18 protein-coding genes and 1 riboswitch are annotated in these 20,094 nt (G+C 71.5%); of the genes, 15 read left to right on the plus strand and 3 right to left on the minus strand.

Translation table 11 applies throughout. The features are described 5' to 3' along the window. Positions 1-205 precede the first annotated feature (205 nt). The 4 genes from coxB (at position 206) to GTY84_RS06465 (ending at position 4,697) form a co-directional block, all read left to right on the plus strand. Positions 206-1,165: a cytochrome c oxidase subunit II gene (coxB, locus tag GTY84_RS06450; RefSeq protein WP_161225122.1), complete on the plus strand. Its 960-nt coding sequence runs from the start codon at positions 206-208 to the stop codon at positions 1,163-1,165. Continuing rightward, entirely contained in the window at positions 1,162-2,898 is a 1,737-nt protein-coding gene (ctaD, locus tag GTY84_RS06455; protein WP_161225123.1) for a cytochrome c oxidase subunit I, read from the plus strand. The genes coxB and ctaD overlap by 4 nt, the downstream gene beginning before the upstream one ends. Beyond that, positions 2,895-3,293, plus strand: coding sequence for a cytochrome c oxidase subunit 4 (locus GTY84_RS06460; RefSeq protein WP_161225124.1), 399 nt, complete (start codon positions 2,895-2,897; stop codon positions 3,291-3,293). Before ctaD ends, GTY84_RS06460 begins: the two co-directional genes overlap by 4 nt. Before the next feature lie 129 nt (positions 3,294-3,422). Then, on the plus strand, positions 3,423-4,697 hold the full coding sequence (locus tag GTY84_RS06465; protein ID WP_161225125.1) for an Ig-like domain-containing protein: 1,275 nt from the start codon (positions 3,423-3,425) through the stop codon (positions 4,695-4,697). A gap of 238 nt (positions 4,698-4,935) precedes the next feature. On the opposite strand, the gene GTY84_RS06470 is transcribed toward GTY84_RS06465, so the two are convergent. After that, entirely contained in the window at positions 4,936-5,337 is a 402-nt protein-coding gene (locus GTY84_RS06470; protein ID WP_161225126.1) for a hypothetical protein, read from the minus strand. Positions 5,338-5,543: 206 nt separating this feature from the next. On the opposite strand from GTY84_RS06470, the gene GTY84_RS06475 reads away from it, so the two are divergent. The 6 genes from GTY84_RS06475 to GTY84_RS06500 all read left to right on the plus strand — a co-directional run bounded on the left by GTY84_RS06475 (position 5,544) and on the right by GTY84_RS06500 (position 12,746). Further along, entirely contained in the window at positions 5,544-6,155 is a 612-nt protein-coding gene (locus GTY84_RS06475) for a heme-copper oxidase subunit III (protein ID WP_161225127.1), read from the plus strand. 64 nt (positions 6,156-6,219) lie between these two features. Then, positions 6,220-7,029 carry a c-type cytochrome gene (locus tag GTY84_RS06480; RefSeq protein WP_161225128.1) on the plus strand — a complete coding sequence of 270 codons (810 nt, stop codon included), beginning with the start codon at positions 6,220-6,222 and terminating at the stop codon, positions 7,027-7,029. After that, on the plus strand, positions 7,026-8,084 hold the full coding sequence (locus tag GTY84_RS06485; RefSeq protein WP_161225129.1) for a Rieske 2Fe-2S domain-containing protein: 1,059 nt from the start codon (positions 7,026-7,028) through the stop codon (positions 8,082-8,084). Before GTY84_RS06480 ends, GTY84_RS06485 begins: the two co-directional genes overlap by 4 nt. Further along, positions 8,081-9,739 carry a cytochrome bc complex cytochrome b subunit gene (locus GTY84_RS06490; RefSeq protein ID WP_161225130.1) on the plus strand — a complete coding sequence of 553 codons (1,659 nt, stop codon included), beginning with the start codon at positions 8,081-8,083 and terminating at the stop codon, positions 9,737-9,739. Before GTY84_RS06485 ends, GTY84_RS06490 begins: the two co-directional genes overlap by 4 nt. A gap of 127 nt (positions 9,740-9,866) precedes the next feature. After that, on the plus strand, positions 9,867-10,931 hold the full coding sequence (gene trpD / locus GTY84_RS06495) for an anthranilate phosphoribosyltransferase (protein ID WP_161225131.1): 1,065 nt from the start codon (positions 9,867-9,869) through the stop codon (positions 10,929-10,931). Positions 10,932-11,015: 84 nt separating this feature from the next. Continuing rightward, a riboswitch (SAM riboswitch) is annotated at positions 11,016-11,132 on the plus strand. 168 nt (positions 11,133-11,300) lie between these two features. Then, positions 11,301-12,746: an aminotransferase class V-fold PLP-dependent enzyme gene (locus tag GTY84_RS06500; protein ID WP_161225132.1), complete on the plus strand. Its 1,446-nt coding sequence runs from the start codon at positions 11,301-11,303 to the stop codon at positions 12,744-12,746. A gap of 202 nt (positions 12,747-12,948) precedes the next feature. Here GTY84_RS06500 and GTY84_RS06505 read toward each other — a convergent pair whose 3' ends face one another. Further along, positions 12,949-13,230, minus strand: a complete 282-nt coding sequence (locus tag GTY84_RS06505) for an Lrp/AsnC ligand binding domain-containing protein (RefSeq protein ID WP_161225133.1) — start codon at positions 13,228-13,230, stop codon at positions 12,949-12,951. Then, complete coding sequence (locus tag GTY84_RS06510) at positions 13,227-13,988, minus strand: rhomboid family intramembrane serine protease (protein WP_161225134.1); 762 nt, start codon at positions 13,986-13,988, stop codon at positions 13,227-13,229. The genes GTY84_RS06505 and GTY84_RS06510 overlap by 4 nt, the downstream gene beginning before the upstream one ends. A gap of 159 nt (positions 13,989-14,147) precedes the next feature. Between GTY84_RS06510 and GTY84_RS06515 the strand changes: the two genes are divergently transcribed. From GTY84_RS06515 to GTY84_RS06535, 5 genes are all read left to right on the plus strand, one after another. Beyond that, positions 14,148-14,387: a hypothetical protein gene (locus tag GTY84_RS06515; RefSeq protein WP_161225135.1), complete on the plus strand. Its 240-nt coding sequence runs from the start codon at positions 14,148-14,150 to the stop codon at positions 14,385-14,387. Positions 14,388-14,446: 59 nt separating this feature from the next. Continuing rightward, on the plus strand, positions 14,447-15,796 hold the full coding sequence (locus GTY84_RS06520) for an NYN domain-containing protein (RefSeq protein ID WP_161225136.1): 1,350 nt from the start codon (positions 14,447-14,449) through the stop codon (positions 15,794-15,796). A gap of 448 nt (positions 15,797-16,244) precedes the next feature. Then, a complete protein-coding gene (locus tag GTY84_RS06525; RefSeq protein ID WP_161225137.1) occupies positions 16,245-17,345 on the plus strand; it encodes an NlpC/P60 family protein in 1,101 nt (366 codons plus the stop codon). A gap of 214 nt (positions 17,346-17,559) precedes the next feature. Next, entirely contained in the window at positions 17,560-18,582 is a 1,023-nt protein-coding gene (locus GTY84_RS06530; RefSeq protein WP_161225138.1) for a C40 family peptidase, read from the plus strand. 170 nt (positions 18,583-18,752) lie between these two features. Beyond that, entirely contained in the window at positions 18,753-19,946 is a 1,194-nt protein-coding gene (locus tag GTY84_RS06535) for a hypothetical protein (protein ID WP_161225139.1), read from the plus strand. Positions 19,947-20,094 lie beyond the last annotated feature (148 nt).

Genomic DNA, 20,094 nt, shown 5'->3' on the forward strand with positions numbered 1-20,094 from the left:
GTGTCAGAACCACCCCTGGACAGGTGATTCCACCCCTTCGGGGTGACCGGCGGCGCGTTGGGCACCCTCCCCGCGCGACCCCAAATGGCGTCCAGTAGGGTTTGGTCCGCATAAACATCAAACCCCTGCCCGACGCAGGGCGGCGACCGACCAGCGAGAAGGCCGCAGCCAACCAGCGCGGGCGAGACTCTCGGGAAGGCGCTACGTGAGTCCCAACGGCTCCGACCGCTCGCCGCGGCGCCCGATGCGGCGGAAGCTGCTGCAGGCACTGACCGCGGGCCTGGTCCTGGCGACCGCCACCGGTTGCACATACAAGGACTTCCCCCGCCTTGGCATGCCCACCCCGACCACGGAGGAGGCTCCCCGGATCCTCTCCCTGTGGCAGGGCTCGTGGGCCGCCGCGCTCGCCGTGGGCGTGCTGGTGTGGGGCCTGATCCTGTGGAGTGCTTTCTTCCACCGGCGCTCGCGCACCAAGGTCGAAATCCCTCCGCAGAACCGGTACAACATGCCCATCGAGGCGCTGTACACGGTGGTTCCGCTGGTCATCGTCTCGGTGCTCTTCTACTTCACCGCTCGCGACCAGTCCGAGCTCCTGAAGCTGGAGAAGAAGCCCGACGTCACGGTCAACGTGGTCGGCTTCCAGTGGAGCTGGTGCTTCAACTACGTCGCGGACGTCCCTGGTTCCACCGGTGACGCCAAGACCTCGAAGGACCTGGACGCCGTTCCGCAGCGGTTCAAGGACGCCTTCCCGGCCAACGCCGGCGGCGTCTACGACTGCGGGGTCCCCGGCACCCGGAACCCGCAGACCAACAACCCGGGGCCGACCCTGTGGCTTCCCGAGGGCAAGCGGGTCCGCTTCGTCCTCACCTCGCGGGACGTCATCCACTCCTTCTGGGTGGTGCCGTTCCTCATGAAGCAGGACGTCATCCCGGGCCACACCAACGCCTTCGAGGTGACCCCCAACAAGGAGGGCACGTTCCTGGGCAAGTGCGCCGAGCTGTGCGGCGTGGACCACTCCCGGATGCTGTTCAACGTGAAGGTCGTCTCCCCGGAGCGCTATGAGCAGCACCTCCAGGACCTCGTGAAGAAGGGGCAGACCGGTTACGTTCCCGCAGGCATCGCCCAGACGAGCCACGAGAAGGACCGGAAGGCGAACATCCTGTGAGCATCCTCAATGAACCCCAGGGTGCGGCGGCAGCGGAGGACTCGTACGAGAACGAGCTGCCGGTGCGGCGCAAGCGACCCGGCAATGTCGTGGTCAAGTGGCTGACGACCACCGACCACAAGACGATCGGCACGCTCTATCTGGTGACGTCGTTCGCCTTCTTCTGCATCGGTGGCGTGATGGCGCTCGTCATGCGCGCCGAGCTGGCCCGTCCGGGTCTGCAGATCATGTCGAACGAGCAGTTCAACCAGGCGTTCACGATGCACGGCACGGTCATGCTGCTGATGTTCGCGACGCCGCTGTTCGCGGGCTTCGCGAACTGGATCATGCCGCTCCAGATCGGTGCGCCGGACGTCGCCTTCCCGCGGCTGAACATGTTCGCCTACTGGCTCTACCTGTTCGGCTCGCTGATCGCGGTGGCCGGTTTCCTCACCCCCCAGGGCGCGGCCGACTTCGGCTGGTTCGCCTACGCGCCGCTGTCCGACGCGGTCCACTCGCCGGGCATCGGCGGTGACCTGTGGATCATGGGTCTGGCCTTCTCCGGCTTCGGCACGATCCTCGGCTCGGTCAACTTCATCACCACGATCATCTGCATGCGCGCGCCCGGCATGACGATGTTCCGCATGCCGATCTTCACCTGGAACGTGCTGCTGACCGCGCTCCTCGCGATCATGGTGTTCCCGGTCCTCGCCGCGGCCCTGTTCGCGCTGGAGGCGGACCGCAAGTTCGGCGCCCACATCTTCGACCCGGCCAACGGCGGGGCGCTGCTCTGGCAGCACCTCTTCTGGTTCTTCGGCCACCCCGAGGTGTACATCATCGCGCTGCCGTTCTTCGGCATCGTCTCGGAGATCATCCCGGTCTTCTCCCGCAAGCCGATGTTCGGCTACATGGGCCTGATCGCGGCCACGATCTCCATCGCGGGCCTGTCGGTGACCGTGTGGGCGCACCACATGTACGCCACCGGCGGGGTGCTGCTGCCGTTCTTCTCGTTCATGACCTTCCTGATCGCGGTCCCGACCGGGGTGAAGTTCTTCAACTGGATCGGCACCATGTGGAAGGGCAGCCTCTCCTTCGAGACGCCGATGCTCTGGACGCTGGGCTTCCTGATCACCTTCGTCTTCGGTGGTCTGACCGGTGTCATCCTGGCCTCGCCGCCGCTGGACTTCCACGTGACGGACTCGTACTTCGTGGTGGCGCACTTCCACTACGTGGTGTTCGGCACCGTGGTGTTCGCGATGTTCGCCGGCTTCCACTTCTGGTGGCCCAAGTTCACCGGCAAGATGCTGGACGAGCGCCTGGGCAAGATCACCTTCTGGACGCTGTTCGTCGGCTTCCACGGCACCTTCCTGGTCCAGCACTGGCTGGGTGTCGAGGGCATGCCGCGCCGGTACGCCGACTACCTGGCGGCCGACGGGTTCACCGCCCTGAACACGGTCTCGACCATCGCCTCGTTCCTGCTCGGCATGTCGCTGCTGCCGTTCTTCTACAACATCTGGAAGACCGCCAAGTACGGCAAGCCGGTCGGCGTGGACGACCCGTGGGGCTACGGCCGCTCGCTGGAGTGGGCGACCTCCTGCCCGCCGCCGCGGCACAACTTCCTCACCCTGCCGCGCATCCGCAGCGAATCCCCCGCCTTCGACCTGCACCACCCCGAGATCGCCGCCATCGACCAGCTCGAGAACGCCGACCTCCACGAGAAGGCCCTCGCCGGTGGCAAGGAGGACGGCAAGTGAAGATCCAGGGCAAGTTGTTCCTCTGGCTGGCCGTCTTCCTCCTGATCATGGCCGTCGTGTACGGCGTCTGGTCGAAGGAGCCGGTCGGCACCACCGCGCTGTTCCTGGCCTTCGGCCTGGCCATCATGATCGGCTTCTACCTGGCCTTCACGGCCCGGCGGGTCGACACCGGTGCGCAGGACCGCAAGGACGCGGACGTCGCGGACGACTCCGGCGAGGTCGGATTCTTCAGCCCGCACAGCTGGCAGCCCCTCGGGCTCGCCATCGGCGGCGCGCTGGCCTTCCTGAGCATCGCGGTCGGCTGGTGGATCATGTACTTCGCACTCCCGGTCATCCTGACCTCCATCTGGGGCTGGGTGTTCGAGTACTACCGCGGTGAGAACCGCACCCAGTAGCACGCGCCGAGCGCCGAGGGGCCCGGACACTCCGAGAGGGGGGTCCGGGCCCCTTCGCATGCCCCGGCCCGCTCACCCGTACGGCTGACCCACCGCGCCGCGCCGGGGGACCCTCCTTAGCGTGAACCCATGAGGAACACGCATCACAACCCGACGCGGGGGCGTGCCGCCATCGGCCGCACCCTGCTGGTGATCGCCCTCGGTGCCGGCGTGACCGCGTGCGGCGGCGACGCCAACCCCCTGGCCTCCGCCCCCTACGACGCGGCCGACCGGATCTCCTTCAGCGGGCCCGCCGACGCCGGGAAGAAGGCGGACCCGGACAAGCCCCTGGAAGTCGTCGCCGAGGGCGCCGACGGACGCATCACGGACGTCACCGCCGAGGACGCCGCGGGGCGCTACGTGGCGGGCGAGCTGTCCGCCGACGGCAGCCGCTGGCACAGCACCTCCCCGCTGGCCGCCTCGGCCCGCTACACGGTGCGGGTCAGCACCGAGGACGGGGACGGCGCGCCCGGCCGCAAGGTCCTCACCTTCGAGACCGGCAAGCCCGGCGCGAAGAAGACCCTGGACGTCGCCTTCGGGCCCGCCGCGGGCTCCTACGGCGTCGGCCAGCCCGTCACCGCCGAGCTGAGCCGGCCCGTCTCCGACCCGGCCCAGCGGGCCATAGTGGAACGGGCGCTGAAGGTGGACTCCACCCCCGCCGCGGAGGGCGCCTGGCACTGGGTGGACGACCGCAAGCTGCACTACCGGCCCAAGGAGTTCTGGCCGGCCCACGCCACCGTCCAGGTGCGCAGCAACCTCGACGGCATCAAGATCGGCGACCGGCTGTGGGGCGGCGCCGCCAAGCCGCTGAAGATCACCACGGACGACCGGGTCGTCGCCGTCACCGACGCCGCGGCCCACACCCTGACCGTCTACCGGGACGGCGAGGACGTCCGGGAGATCCCGGTGACCACCGGCAAGCCCGGCTTCGAGACCCGCAACGGCGTCAAGGTCGTGCTGGGCAAGGAACGCTTCGTACGCATGCGCAGCACCTCCATCGGCATCGCGGAGGGCTCCGCGGAGTCGTACGACCTGCCGGTGTACTTCGCGACCCGGGTCACCTGGAGCGGGGAGTACGTGCACGCCGCCCCGTGGTCCGTCGGCTCCCAGGGCTCGGCCAACGTCAGCCACGGCTGCGTCGGGATGAGCACCGAGGACGCCGAGTGGTTCTTCGACGCGGTCCAGGAGGGCGACGTCGTCCAGGTCGTCAACTCCGACGGCGAGACGATGGAGACCTTCGACAACGGCTTCGGCGACTGGAACCTGGACTGGGCCGACTGGCGCCGGGGCAGCGCCCTGACGTCCGGCGGGGCCGACGGCACGGGGGCCCAGGAGGCGGCGCGGCTGCGCCCGGCGGCGGTGTGAGCCGCGGGGCGTCCCCTCCGGGGCGCCCCGGAGACGGCCGCGGGCGCCCCGGAGGCCCCTGGGACCTCCGGGGCGCCCGCGCGGGCACCTGGGTGCCGTCGTGTCGCTCCCGTCCGCCCCAGAGGCGTACAGGGCGTCGCCGGGCGGCCGGAGCGGTGACGGCGGGACCCGGGGCCGGTCCGACGACTGCCGCCGTGAGACTGCCGCCGTGAGGCGGAGGGGAAGGGCCGGACCTGCCTCAGACCCCCTGGAGCCTCTTCCGGCGCAGCAGGGCGGCCAGGGAGCCCGCGAACTCCACCGGTTCCACCGGGAGGGTCACCGCGGCCTCGGCGCGGCTCCAGGTGGCCAGCCAGGCGTCCTGAGGGCGGCCGATGAGGAGGAGCACCGGCGGGCAGTCGAAGACCTCGTCCTTGATCTGCCGGCACAGGCCCATGCCGCCCATGGGCGCGGACTCGCCGTCCAGGACGCAGACGTCGACGCCGCCCCGGTCCAGTTCCCTGACGACGGCGGCCGGGGTGGCGCACTCCACGAACTCGACCACCGGCACGTCCGGGGCCGGGCGCCGGCCCGTGGCGAGCCGCACCTGCTCGCGGGTGTTGGAGTTGTCGCTGTAGACCAGCACCGTGACGGTCGGCTGCATGCTTCCTCCGATACGCAGTGATACGCATGAGGCTGTCGTAGCCCGTTCCGCCGGATGCTACTCCCTCGGGCATGCCCTCAACACCGGTTCGCCGCACGGCTTCGCGGGGCCGTTCGATGGGCCATCCGGGCAGTCCAGACGGGGCGGACACTCCGAACAGCACCCCCCGGGGTGAGGGCGGGATAAGCGACCGACATAATGTCGGCGTGGCGACAGCAACGACAGTAGATACCGGGCACGCGCACCCGTCGGTCAACCGACCGAACCTCACCAGCGTCGGAACCATCATCTGGCTGAGTTCCGAGCTGATGTTCTTCGCGGCCCTCTTCGCGATGTACTTCACCCTGCGATCGGTGACCGGCCCGGATTTCTGGGCCGAGAAGGCCGACGCGCTGAACTTCCCGTTCTCCGCGACGAACACCACGATCCTGGTGCTCTCCTCCTTCACCTGCCAGCTCGGCGTCTTCGCCGCCGAGCGCGGTGACGTGAAGAAGCTCCGGATGTGGTTCATCGTCACCTTCGTGATGGGTTCGATCTTCATCGGTGGTCAGGTGTTCGAGTACACCGAGCTGGTCAAGCACGAGGGCCTCTCGCTCTCGTCCGACCCGTACGGCTCGGTGTTCTACATGACCACCGGCTTCCACGGACTGCACGTGACGGGCGGCCTCATCGCCTTCCTGCTGGTCCTCGGCCGCACCTACGCGGCCCGGAGGTTCACCCACGAGCAGGCGACCGCCGCCATCGTCGTGTCCTATTACTGGCACTTCGTCGATGTCGTCTGGATCGGCCTCTTCGCCACGATCTACATGATCAAGTAGTCGCGGCACGCTCCCGCGCAATCCAGAAGCATCGACGCAGAAGATCCTGACACCGGGGTAATCCGTGAAAAAGCTCTCCGCACGACGACGCCATCCGCTGGCGGCGCTCGTCGTCCTACTCCTCGCGCTGGCATGCACCGGGGGGCTGTACGCCGTGTTCGCACCCGCGGACAAGGCGCAGGCCGATGACACCGCCCAGTCCCTCGCCATCGAAGAGGGCAAGAAGCTCTACGCCGTCGGCTGCGCGAGCTGCCACGGCACCGGAGGCCAGGGCAGCTCCGACGGCCCCAGCCTCGTGGGCGTGGGTGCCGCCGCCGTGGACTTCCAGGTGGGCACCGGCCGTATGCCGGCCCAGCAGCCCGGCGCACAGGTCCCGCGCAAGAAGGTGATCTACAGCCAGGCCGAGATCGACCAGCTCGCGGCCTACGTCGCCTCGCTCGGCGCCGGTCCGGCCGTCCCCGCCGGGGACAAGTACAGCCCGGAGGGCGCGGACTCCGCCCGCGGCGGTGAGCTGTTCCGCAACAACTGCGCGCAGTGCCACAACTTCACCGGCAAGGGTGGCGCGCTGACGCGCGGCAAGTACGCCCCGGGCCTTGAGGGTGTCGACCCCAAGCACATCTACGAGGCCATGCAGACGGGCCCGCAGAACATGCCCGCCTTCCCCGACACCACCCTGTCGGAGCAGAACAAGAAGGACATCATCGCGTACCTGGACGCGGTCAACGGTGACAAGACCGTGAACCCCGGCGGTCTTTCGCTCGGCGGCCTCGGGCCGGTCAGCGAGGGCCTCTTCGGCTGGATCTTCGGTCTCGGCACCTGCATCGCCGTCGCCGTGTGGGTCGCCGCTCGGACCGCAAAGGCCAGGAAGTCATGAGTAGCCAAGACATCCCAGAAGAGAACCTGCCCGCAGCGCAGGACCCCTCGCACGACGTGGAGGGCATCGCGGACGAGGAGCACCCGTTCGCGGACCCGGGGCTGCCGCCCCACGAGCACCGTGTGCAGGACATCGACGAGCAGGCCGCCCGGCGGTCCGAGCGCGTCGTCGCCCTGCTGTTCACGATCTCGATGCTGGCCACGGCGGGCTTCATCGCCTCGTTCGTGTCGATCCCGCACGACAAGTCGATCTTCGTCTTCCCGATCGGTCACATCAGCGCGCTGAACTTCGCGCTGGGCCTGACCCTGGGCACCGCCCTGTTCACCATCGGCGCGGGCGCGGTCCACTGGGCCCGCACCCTGATGTCCGACGTGGAGATCACCGACGAGCGCCACCCGATCGCGGCCGACGAGGAACTGCGCGCGAAGGTCCACGCGGACTTCAAGCAGGGTGCCAAGGAGTCCGTCATCGGACGCCGCAAGCTCATCCGCGGCACGATGTTCGGCGCGGTCGCGCTGGTGCCCCTCTCGGGCGTCGTGCTGCTGCGCGAACTCGGTCCGCTGCCCGGCACCAAGCTCCGCCACACCCGGTGGTCCCAGGGCAAGCTGATCATCAACATGAACACCAACGAGCCGATGCGCCCCTCGGACATCACCGTCGGTTCGCTCACCTTCGCCAGGCCCGACGGCCTGGAGGAGCACGACGAGGATTTCCAGAGCGAGATCGCCAAGGCCGCCCTGATGCTCATCCGTATCCAGCCGGAGAACATCAAGGACAAGCGCGAACTCGAATGGTCGCACGAGGGCATCGTCGCGTACTCGAAGATCTGCACCCACGTCGGCTGCCCGATCTCCCTGTACGAGCAGCAGACGCACCACGCGCTGTGCCCGTGCCACCAGTCCACCTTCGACCTCTCCGACGGCGCCCGGGTGATCTTCGGTCCCGCCGGTCACGCTCTGCCTCAGCTTCGCATCGGCGTGAACGACGAGGGCTATCTGGAGGCGCTCAGCGACTTCGAGGAGCCCGTCGGTCCTGCATTCTGGGAGCGCGGATGAGTACCGCAGCGAGCAACCCGAACCCGTCCGCCGGGTCCCCGGCGGAACGCGGGCGCAAGGCTCCGGCCGGCGAGCGCGTCGCCGACTGGGCGGACGGCCGGCTGGGCATCTACGCCCTGGCCAAGACCAACATGCGCAAGATCTTCCCGGACCACTGGTCCTTCATGCTGGGTGAGATCTGCCTGTACAGCTTCATCATCATCATCCTCACGGGTGTGTACCTGACGCTGTTCTTCCACCCGTCGATGAACGAGGTGGTCTACAACGGCTCGTACGTCCCGCTCCAGGGACAGCTGATGAGTGAGGCCTACCGGTCGACGCTCGACATCAGCCTGGAGATCCGCGGTGGTCTGCTGATCCGGCAGATCCACCACTGGGCGGCCATCGTCTTCCTGGCCGGCATGTTCGTGCACATGATGCGCGTCTTCTTCACCGGCGCGTTCCGCAAGCCGCGCGAGATCAACTGGCTGTTCGGCTTCCTGCTGTTCGTCCTCGGCATGTTCACCGGTTTCACCGGCTACTCGCTCCCGGACGACCTGCTCTCCGGCACCGGTGTCCGCTTCACGCAGGGCGCGATCCTGTCCGTGCCGATCGTCGGCACGTACATCTCGATGTTCCTGTTCGGCGGGGAGTTCCCCGGCCACGACTTCGTGGCCCGGTTCTACTCGATCCACATCCTGCTGCTGCCCGGCATCATGCTCGGTCTGCTGGTGGCCCACCTGATCCTGGTCTTCTACCACAAGCACACCCAGTTCGCGGGTCCCGGCCGGACCAACAAGAACGTGGTCGGCATGCCGCTGCTGCCGGTGTACATGGCGAAGGCGGGCGGCTTCTTCTTCCTGGTCTTCGGCGTCATCGCGGTGGTCGCGGGCCTGGTGGCGATCAACCCGATCTGGGGCATCGGCCCCTACCGTCCGGACATGGTGTCCACGGGCGCCCAGCCCGACTGGTACATGGGCTTCGCGGAGGGACTCGTCCGGGCCATGCCCGGCTGGGAGATCAACCTGTGGGGTCACACGCTGGTCCTCGGCGTGTTCGTCCCGCTGGTCCTCTTCGGCGTGTTCCTCGGCATGATCGCCCTGTACCCGTTCATCGAGTCCTGGATCACCGGGGACAAGCGCGAGCACCACATCCTGGACCGCCCGCGCAACGCCCCGACCCGGACGGCGTTCGGCGTGGCCTGGGTGACCGCCTACCTGATCATGCTGATCGGCGGTGGCAACGACATCGTCGCCACGCACTTCCACCTGTCGATCAACGCGGTCACCTGGTTCGTGCGGATCGGGTTCTTCCTCGGCCCGGTCGTCGCGTTCGTCATCACCAAGCGGATCTGCCTCGGCCTCCAGCGCCGGGACAAGGACAAGGTGCTGCACGGCCGCGAGTCGGGCATCATCAAGCGCCTGCCGCACGGTGAGTTCATCGAGGTGCACGAGCCGCTGAGCCAGGACCAGCTCCACACGCTCACCGCGCACGAGCAGTACAAGCCGGCCGAGATCGGCCCCACGGTCGACGCGAACGGCGTCGAGCGCAAGCCGAAGGCTCCGGAGAAGCTGCGCGCCAAGCTCAGCGACGCCTACTTCGGCGAGGACTCGCAGATCCCGAAGCCGACCGCCGAGGAGTACAAGGAGATCACGAGCGGCCACGGCCACCACTGATCCTCCGACGTCGCCACACCACGACGCAGGGCCCCGTCCGTTCCCCGGACGGGGCCCTGCGCCGTGCCCGTGCCTGGATAGGGTGGGGGAGACCATCTCCCGGAATCACACGAAGGCAGGACGGCTCATGAGCGCTGTGGCACCCGCTGGAGGCGACACCGCGGCGGGCCGCTCCTGGCCCGCCCTGCTGAACGGACTGCTCGACGGGCGGGACCTGTCCGCCGACGAGACCGCCTGGGCGCTGGACGTGATCATGCGCGGCGAGGCGACCGACGCGCAGATCGCCGGGTTCGCGGTGGCGCTGCGCGCCAAGGGCGAGACCGTCGAGGAGATCTCCGGGCTGGTCCGCACGATGTACGAGCACGCCAATGTGATCGAGGTGCCGGGCGAGACCGTCGACATCGTCGGCACCGGCGGCGACGGCGCCAAGACCGTCAACATCTCCACCATGTCCGCCATCGTGGTGGCGGGCACCGGGGCGAGGGTCGTCAAGCACGGCAACCGGGCCGCCTCCTCGGCGTCCGGCGCCTCCGACGTCCTGGAGAAGCTCGGCGTCAATCTGCAGCTGGCGCCGCAGCGGGTGGCGGAGGTCGCCGAGGAGGCCGGGATCACCTTCTGCTTCGCGGTGAAGTTCCATCCCTCGCTGCGCCATGTCGCCGCCGCGCGGGGCCAGCTGGGCATCCGCACGGTCTTCAACTACCTGGGTCCGCTGACCAACCCGGCCCGGGTGAAGGCACAGGCGATCGGCGTCGCCCACGCCCGGATGGCGCCCATCATGGCCGGGGTGTTCGCCGAGCGCGGCCACTCCTCCCTGGTCTTCCGGGGCGACGACGGGCTGGACGAGCTGACCACCTGCGCCACCTCGCGGGTCTGGGTGGTCCGGGACGGCGGGGTCACCGAGGAGGCCTTCGACCCCCGCGACGTCGGCATCGACCTCGTCCCCGTCGAGGCGCTGCGCGGCGCCGACGCCTCGTACAACGCCGATGTCGCCCGGCGGCTGCTGAGCGGCGAGCGGGGGCCGGTGCGCGACGCGGTGCTGCTGAACTCGGCGGCGGCCCTGGTGGCCCTGCGGCCCGGCGGCGGGACCCTGACGGAGCGGATCCGGGCCGGCATGGACCGGGCCGCCGAGGCGATCGACTCGGGCGCGGCCGCGCGGACCCTGGAGCGCTGGGTGGCCGCCAGCAACGGCTGACACACCGGCGTCCCCCGTGCGAGGCGTCCCGCGATCCGGTCCGGGGTTGCGGGACGCCGCCGTCTTCCCGTAACTTCCTTTCCAGGTCATGAGTGACAGTCATGCGGCCCCGGCCGACTGTCCGGCAACCCTCCGTCCGTGGCGGGGTGCCCCGGGTGAGGACCAGGCAGTGGACAGCAAGGTCCACGGCAAGCGCGGACCCCTCGCGAACACCAGGGGTCCTGGTCGTACGAGGGAGCCTCTTCCGTGAACCAGCGAATGCGATAGGGCCGCCGAGCCCCGCCTCCGCGTTTCCTGTCACCCTTCCCGCGCCGGTGCCCCCCCTGTCCCCGCGCGGTGAATCCCACCTGCCTTCACGGGAGTTCCGTCATGTCCGTTTCCGTCGTCCCCGCCTCCGCCTCCTCCGCCGCCCACCGGTCCGCCGCCCCGGCCTGCGGCCCCGCCGAGGCGATCCCCGCACCCGGCACCGACGCCTGCTCCGCCCCGCTGCCCGTGCTGGGCCGGGACGTCACCGTGCCGCTGGTCACCGGCGGCGAGGTCACCTACGCGGCGCTCGACTACGCCGCCAGCACCCCCGCGCTCCAGCGGGTCTGGGACGACGTGGCGGCCTACGCCCCGTACTACGGCAGCGTCCACCGGGGCGCCGGATACCTGTCGCAGCTCTCGACCGACCTGTTCGAGAACGCCCGCGCCACCGTCGCCCGCTTCCTCGGCTGCCGCGAGGACGACCAGGTCGTCTTCACCCGGTCCACCACCGACTCCCTGAACCTGCTGGCCGGGGCGCTGCCCGAGGGCTGCCGGGTGTTCGTCTTCGAGACCGAGCACCACGCCGCCCTGCTGCCCTGGCGGAACGCCGACGTCACCGTCCTCGACGCCCCGCGCTCGCCCGGCCGCGCCGTCGAGATCCTGGAGCGCGCCCTCGCCGCCCGGGAACCCCACGCCCCCGCCCTGGTCTGCGTCACCGGCGCCTCCAACGTGACCGGCGAGCTGTGGCCGGTGCGCGAACTGGCCGCCGCCGCCCATGCCCACGGTGCCCGGATCGTGCTCGACGCCGCGCAACTCGCCCCGCACCACCCCGTCTCGGTCACCGCGCTCGACGTCGACTGGGTCGCCTTCTCCGGTCACAAGCTCTACGCCCCCTTCGGCTCCGGGGTGCTGGCCGGCCGCGCCGACTGGCTCGGCGGCGCGGAGCCGTACCTGGCCGGGGGCGGCGCCAGCCGCGCGGTCACCCGGCGCGCCGACGGCGGCGTCGACGTGGTCTGGCACGACGGCACCGCCCGGCACGAGGCCGGATCGCCCAACGTCATCGGCGCCTACGCCATCGCCTCCGCCTGCGAGGCGCTCACCGAGGCCGGATTCGACACCCTGGTCACCCGCGAGCGGCGGCTGGTCGAGAGGGTGCGGGAGGGGCTCGCCCGGGTGCCCGGGGTCCGGGTGCTGTCCCTGTTCGGCGACGACGCCCCGCGGGTGGGCGTGCTGTCCTTCGTCGTCGAGGGGTGGAACAGCTCCCACTTCGCCGCCGCCCTCTCCGCCGAGTACGGCATCGGGGTGCGCGACGGGCTGTTCTGCGCCCATCCGCTGGTGCGGCTCCTGCTCGGCGGCGACCCCGGCACCGGGGGCGCCTGCGGCGCGCCGGAGGGGGACGCGGGGGAGCAGCCGCTGAACGCCGTCCGGGTCAGCTTCGGCGCGGGCACTCCGGACGAGCACGTGGAACGCTTCCTGGCCGCGGTGGGGGAGCTGGTCGGCGAGGGCGCCCGCTGGACGTACCGCGCGGTGGACGGCCGCTGCGTCCCGGACACCTCCGCGGCGCGCTGAGCCCGGCCCGCTCCGGCTCCGTCGGGCGGCGCCCGCCGGGACCCCGGCCGACGGGGCGGGGCGCCTGCGGCCGGGCGGGACGGGGGCCCGCGGCCGGAGGGACGGGGCGGAGCCGCCGGGGGGAGCCGCCGGGGGGAGCCTGGGGTCTTTCGTCTGGATCAGGCCAGACCCCGCGAGCCCGGCATGATCCAGACGAGATGCCCTAGTTGTCCAGCCCGATCGCGAAGGCCGCCTCCAGGTCGTGCTGGGAGTAGGTGCGGAACGCCACGTGCGTGTCCGTGCCCTCCACCCCCGGGATCTTGCTGATCCGGCCGGGGATCACCTCGGCCAGCTCGTCGTGGCGGCGCACCCGCACCATGGCGATCAGGTCGTAGGTGCCGGTCACCGAGAACACCTCGGTCACGTTCTCCAGCGCGGCGATCCGCTCCGCGATCTCGGGAATCCGGTCCACGCTGGTCTTGATGAGGACGATCGCGCTGATCACGGCTGGTTCTCTCCCTCGGGGGCCGTCGCTGGAACGCTCCTCACTCTAGTCGTACGCCCGGGGCCCACCCAGGCGAAGAGGAAGCCCAGCCCGAAGCCGACCAGATGGGCCAGATAGGCGACCCCCGGCCCGTCGCCCGCCCGTCCGGCGGCCGCCCACTGCAACGCCGCCCAGAACGGCAGCACCACCCAGGCCGGGAAGCGCAGCGGCAGGAAGAAGGCGAACGGCAGCAGACTGGTCACCCGGGCGCGCGGGAACAGGAACAGGAACGCGCCGAGCACCGCCGAGATCGCCCCCGAGGCACCCACCAGGGACTGCTCCGACCCCGGGTTGTCGGCCGCGTAGCCGAGCAGGGCCAGGGCGCCGCAGCCCAGGTAGAACAGCAGGTACCGCACCCCGCCCAGCCGCGCCTCGGTCATCGCCCCGAAGACGTACAGGAACAGCATGTTCCCGAGCAGGTGGACCCAGCTTCCGTGCACGAACAGGGCGGTGACCGGGGTCGCCCAGGAGCCCGGCAGGGGCGCGAACAGGTCCGCCGGGATCACCCCCCAGCGGTGGAAGTGGGCGCGCTGCGCCGTGAGCAGCTCCTCTCCGGTGCCGTACGCCGGGTTCAGGCCCGCCGCCGGGCTGATCACGAACAGTGCGCAGCACAGGGCGATCAGCGCATGGGTCACCGGGGCGGCCCGGCTCCGCGGCGGGCGGGACCGGCGCGGGGCCCGGACCGTCCGGAGGGCCGCCGAGAACCAGGTGCGGATCATGACTACAGAGCATGACGCAACGGTACGAATCACCCCGTATCGCCTCGCCGCCGCGGACGGGCGGGCGGAGCGTACCCGCCAGGCCGTAGGGTTACGTGCCTACACGCACCGGGCGCGGTCCGGCGCGTCATCGCCTGCGGAAGAGAGCGAACAGCCACGATGACGGTTCCCCTGCCCACGGCCACCACCCGGTGGCGCTGCACCCTCTGCGGAAACCTCACCCGCTTCGACGTCACCCGGGCGTCGAAGGTCGTCGAGTACGTCCACCTGGACCTGGCCGGAGAGCCGAAGGTCGAGGAGCGCGAGGTGCTCGGTGAGACCATCGAGTCGGTGCGGTGCCGCTGGTGCAACGCCGTGGACCAGGTCGAACTCGTGGACAGGCCGGGCGCCGGCTCCTGAGCGGAGCGGACCCGGCAGGTGGTCCCCCTGCGGGACCCTGCTCAGTATTGGGGTGACGGATGGCGGAGACGCGGAGCGGGGAGCCGGACGACGGCGCCGCCGAGGTGCTCGACCGGCCGCTGCCCGACGGCGTGCGCCGCAGGGTCGTCCAGATCGTCTCGGACGGCTTCGGCGGGCTGACCCTCACCGAACTGCCCGCGCAGCTGCGCCAGTACGCCCGCTTCGCCCCGAACCGCCGGACCAAGTTCGCCGGGAACGCCATGGCCGCCGCCGTGGAGAGCGATCCGCTGTTCCGCCAGCGCATCGGGGAGAAGCTCCGGGAGGCCCAGCCCGAGCTGGCCGGGGCCCTGGACTCCGGCTCCCTGCCCCCCGCCGCCGACCCCCTCGACGTGGCCGCCGCTGCCTATGTGCTGCGCCCCCACGGCTGGGTCAAGCTGGTCGCCGCCGCAGGCGAGGAGGCGCAGCGCGCGGACGCCGAGCGGGCCGGCGAGGAGAGCCGCGCCGAACTGGAGCGGCTGCGCGAGGAGCTGGCCCGCGCCCGGGACCACACCCGCTCCGAGACGGAGCGGCTGCGCGGTGAGCTGGAGGCGGTGCGGAAGGAGGCCGACTCCCTGCACCGCAAGCTGCGCTCCGCGCTCAGCGACGTGAAGCGGGGCGAGGCGGCGCTGCGCAAGGCGCGCGACGAGGCCGAGGCGGTCCGCGCCGAGAGCCACGCCCAGGTCTCCGCCGCCGAGAGCGAGACGCGGCGGCTGCGGACCCGGCTCGGGGAGGCGGAGGCCGCCCTGGAGGCCACCCGCCGGGCGGCGCGCGAGGGCCGCAGCGTCGAGGACATGCGGGTGCGGCTGCTGCTGGACACCGTGCTGGAGTCCGCGCAGGGGCTGCGCCGGGAGCTGGCGCTGCCGCCGGTGTCGGTGCGGCCCGCGGAGACGGTGGACGCGGTGGAGCCCGGCCGGATGACGCCGAAGGACATCGCGGCCCGCGCGCTCTCCGAGAACGACCCGGCCATTCTCGACCAGTTGCTCGCGCTGCCCCAGGCCCATCTGGTGGTCGACGGCTACAACGTCACCAAGACCGGCTATCCGCAGATGCCGCTGGAGAAGCAGCGGCTGCGGCTGCTCGGCCAGCTCTCCCAGCTCGCCGCGCAGACCGGCGCCGAGACCACCTGCGTCTTCGACGGCGCGGAGCTGGCGGCGCCGGTGCTGCTCGCGCCGCCGCGCGGGGTGCGGGTGCTGTTCTCCAAGCCGGGGGTCACCGCCGACGAGCTGATCCGCCAGCTGGTGCGCGCCGAGCCGCCCGGACGCCCGGTCATCGTCGCCTCCACCGACCGCGAGGTGGCCGACGGGGTGGCCAGGGCGGGGGCCAGGCCGGTGGCCTCGGCGGTCCTCCTCAAGCGCTTCTCGCGGGGCTGAGCCTCCGCCCCCTCCCGGCGTTCCGCCTCCCGCCGCGGTCCCTCGTGCCCTCCCGCGCCCTCGCGCCCCCTCCGGTGCCGTCCGTCCCGCGCCTCCCGTCGCCGTGAACGGCACGGCCGCCCCGCCGTCCGTGCCCCGAGCGAGGAGGCCCGGGCCGCCCCGCCGCCCCTGCAAGACCGTCCGGACCGTCCGTGTCAACCGCTGTGACCGATCCATCCGTTCAGCTCATCCATGTTCCGTATGCGGCTCACATGCCGCATGACCGGATTGAGGTGATATGGGGCGACGGACTGTCAGGGGCGCCTCACCAGCGGTGATTTCACGGCAAAATATGCCTCACCACTCACACTATTTTCGGCTGAGGATTTGAACTCATCACGACTTGGTCACTAGGGTCTGGCTTCGAACCCTCGAACGGGTTGTCCCTCTCAAGAAGGAGCTCGTCTCCGTGGCGTCCCACCGTCGTCCCAAACAGCCGAGCCGCACCCGTGTGACCGTGCTCACCACCGCGGCCGCCGCCGCTGTCGCTCTCAGCTCGCAGGCCGCCAACGCCGCGCCGAGCGAGAAGCCGAACAAGGACGAGGTCAAGTCCAAGGTCGACAAGCTCTACGAAGAGGCGGAGCAGGCCACCGAGAAGTACAACGGGGCCAAGGAGAAGCAGGAGAAGCTCCAGAAGGAGATCTCCACCATCCAGGACAACGTCGCCCGCGGTCAGGAGGAGCTCAACGACCTGCGCGACGGCCTCGGTTCGATGGCGAGCGCCCAGTACCGCTCGGGCGGCATAGACCCGTCCCTGCAGCTCTTCCTGTCGGCCGACCCGGACAGCTATCTGGACAAGGCGTCCACGCTCAACCAGCTCAGCGGTCAGCAGGTCGAGGCGCTGAAGAAGATCCAGGAGAAGCAGCGCACCCTCTCCCAGCAGCGTGCCGAGGCCACGGAGAAGCTCAAGGACCTCTCCGCCACCCGCACCGAACTGGGCAAGAAGAAGAAGGAAGTCCAGGGCAAGCTCTCCTCCGCCCAGAGACTGCTGAACACCCTCACCGCCGCGGAGAAGGCGGCCATCGCCGCCGAGGAGCAGCGCGCCACCCGCGCCAGCGAGCGCCAGGCGCTCTCCGCCAACCCGTCCTCGTCGTCGTCCTCCTCCTCCTCGTCCTCCGCCTCCCCGTCGACGGCGACCCCCGCGGCGCCCTCCTCCGGCCGTGCCGGGGCGGCCTTCGGCGCGGCGCAGGGCAAGATCGGCACGCCCTACGTGTACGGCGCCACCGGCCCGTCCTCCTTCGACTGCTCCGGTCTGACGTCCTGGGCCTACGCCCAGGCGGGAGTCGGCATCCCGCGCACCTCCCAGGCGCAGGCCAACTACGGCACGCGGATCTACTCCGCGAGCCAGCTCCAGGTGGGCGACCTCGTCTTCTTCTTCAACGACCTGCACCACGTCGGCCTCTACGCCGGCAACGGCCAGGTGCTGCACGCCCCGCGCACCGGCACCAACGTCCGGTACGAGTCCATGAACACCATCGGCGGCCCCTTCATGTTCGGCGTCCGCGTCTGACACCCGGCGCCGCGCCACCCCGGAACACCCCCCTGCCGTGCCGCCCGTTCGGGCGAATCACGGTACGGCGTCGCCGCCTCCCGCCCCGCCGCTGACCTGCGTCAGCGACGGGGCGTCGGCTTGTTCGAACCGCTCGGTCGTTGGCCGGGGTCCCGTCACGGGGCTACTGTCTGCCGCGTTTCCCCGACAGACAGCGGAAGGAGTGCGGCTTCCCGTGGGCTCCCATCGCCGCCTTGCACCGTCCGGTCCGGACCGCGGCGCCGTCGCCGCCGTCGGCCTGCTCTCCGCGGCGGCCGCCGTGCTCGCCGCCGTGCCGGCCGCCGCGGCGCCGCACGACGACTCCCGCCGGGACCGGCGGGCCGAGGTGGACCGCCTGTACACCGAGGCGGAGCGGGCGACCGAGGCGTACAACCGGGCCGGGGAGCGCACCCGCGCCCTGCGCGCGGAGATCGGCACCGCCCAGGACCGGATCGCCCGGGACCAGGAGCGGGTCAACACCCTGCGGGACGGCCTCGGTTCGCTGGCGGGCGCCCAGTACCGCTCCGGCGGCATCGACCCGTCCCTGGAGCTGCTGCTCTCCGCGCACCCGGACGACTACCTCGACCGGGCCTCCGTGCTGGACCGGATCGAGGGCCGGTCGGCCGGCCGGCTGACCGAACTGCGGGGCGCCCTGCGGGAGCTGGCCCAGGAACGCGCCGAGGCCGCCCGCAGGCTCGGCGAGCTGGAGCGGGGGCGGCGGACCGTCGCCGCCCACAAGAAGACCGTGGAGCGCAAGCTCGCCGCCGCCCGGCGGCTGCTCAACTCCCTCCCGGAGGACGACCGCGCCGGATTCGGCCGCGCCTCCCGCTCCGGCCGCGCCGGACTGGCCGGGCCCGAGGGGCCGGCCGCCTCCGGCCGCGCCGCGGCGGCCGTCGCCGCCGCCCGCTCCGCCCTCGGCAGGCCCTACGTCTGGGGCGCCAACGGCCCCGGCGGCTTCGACTGCTCGGGCCTGATGCAGTGGTCGTACGCCCGGGCCGGGGTGGGGCTACCGCGCACCTCGCAGGCGCAGCGGTACGCGGGGCGGCGGGTCCCGCTCTCCGAGGCCCGGCCCGGCGACCTCGTCGCCTACCGGGACGACGCCAGCCACATCGGCATGTACGTCGGCGGCGGCCGGGTCATCCACGCCCCCTACCCCGGGGCCGCGGTGCGCTACGACCCGGTCGGCATGATGCCGGTCTCCTCCGTCACCCGGGTCTGAGCGGTCCGCCACCGGGGCCCGACCGGTCCGTCACCGGGGTCCGACCGGTCCGTCACCGGGGTCTGAGCGGTTCGTCACCGGGGTCTGAGCGGTTCGTCACCCGGGTCCGATCAGCCCCGCACCGCCGACCCTCCGGACTCCGCCGTTCCGCCGCCCGTACGATCGGGCGGGTGGCTGGTCGTGGACGTCGGACATCGGGGCGCGCGGCGGGAGCGGTGCTCCTGCTGCTCGTCTCCCTCGTGGGCTGCGGCGCCCGGACGCCCGCCGACACCGTGCGGGACGAGGTGCAGCGGACGCTGAACCTGCGCGCGGCGGCGGTCCTGGCCCGCGACCCGGCCGTGCTCGCCCGCTCCGGCGCCGACGCCGGGTCCGCGAACCTGGGCGCGCTGCCCCTGGCCACCTGGTCCTACCGGGTGACGGGCGTGGAGCGGACGGGCGGCTCCGCCACCGCCGCCGTCGACCTGCGCTACCGGGTCGAGGGGTACGACCGGGGCGACGTCCTCGCCCGGCGCACCGTCCGGCTCCGCATGGGGGAGGAGGGGCGCTGGAAGGTGGAGACCGATCGCCCGGCGGCGGGGGCGCCCCAGCAGCCGTGGGACCAGGGCCGCGTCGAGGCCGTCCGGGGCGCGCACAGCCTCGTGCTGGGCGTCGGCCGGTCCGCCGGGGAGTTGCGCGGCTTCGCCGCCCTGGCCGACCGGGCGGTGCCCGCCGTGCGGGACGCGTGGGACGGCGACTGGGCCGGGCGGGTCGTCGTCCTCGTCCCGGGGTCCCTCGCGGGCATGGCCGGGCTGCTGGCCGCGCCCCCCTCCTCCTACCGGGGCATCGCCGCGGTCACCACCGGCGAGACCGGTCGCAGCGGTCTCGGCCCCGCCGACCGGATCATCGTCAACCCCGAGGCGTACGAACTCCTCGGCGACCAGGGCAGGCAGATGGTGCTCACCCATGAGACCGCCCATGTCGCCACCCGACCGCACACCACCCCCGCGACCCCGCTGTGGCTCTCCGAGGGGTATGCCGACTGGGTCGGCTACCGGGGCGGCGAGCGCTCCGTGTCCGGGGCCGCGCCCGAACTGGCCCGCGCCGTCGTGGCGGGGCGGCTGCCCGCCGTGCTGCCCTTGGACGAGGACTTCGGTTTCACCGGCCGCACCGACCGGCTGGCCCGCGCCTACGAGGGCGGCTGGCTGGCCTGCCGGATGATCGCCGACCGGTGGGGCGAGGAGCGGCTCGGCGCCTTCTACCGCGCCGTCGGCTCCCACGACGTCCGTCCGGGCGCCCTGGAGGACGCGATGGACCGGATCCTCGGCACGACCCCGGACGCCTTCACGGAGCGCTGGCGCGCCTATCTGCGGACGGAACTGGGCTGACGGGGCGGATGCGCCCGGGGCGGCGTCCAGGGGCTCCGGTACGCCGCCGGGGCCCCTGGGACCGGTGTCCCGGGGCGCCGCGGTCAGCGGGCGCCCCGGGGACCGGCGGGGCCGCGCCCGCCGGGGGCGCACTGTCCACACGAATACC

Origin of the sequence: Streptomyces sp. SID8352 (genome assembly GCF_009862265.1) — a bacterium.
Lineage (GTDB): Bacteria > Actinomycetota > Actinomycetes > Streptomycetales > Streptomycetaceae > Streptomyces.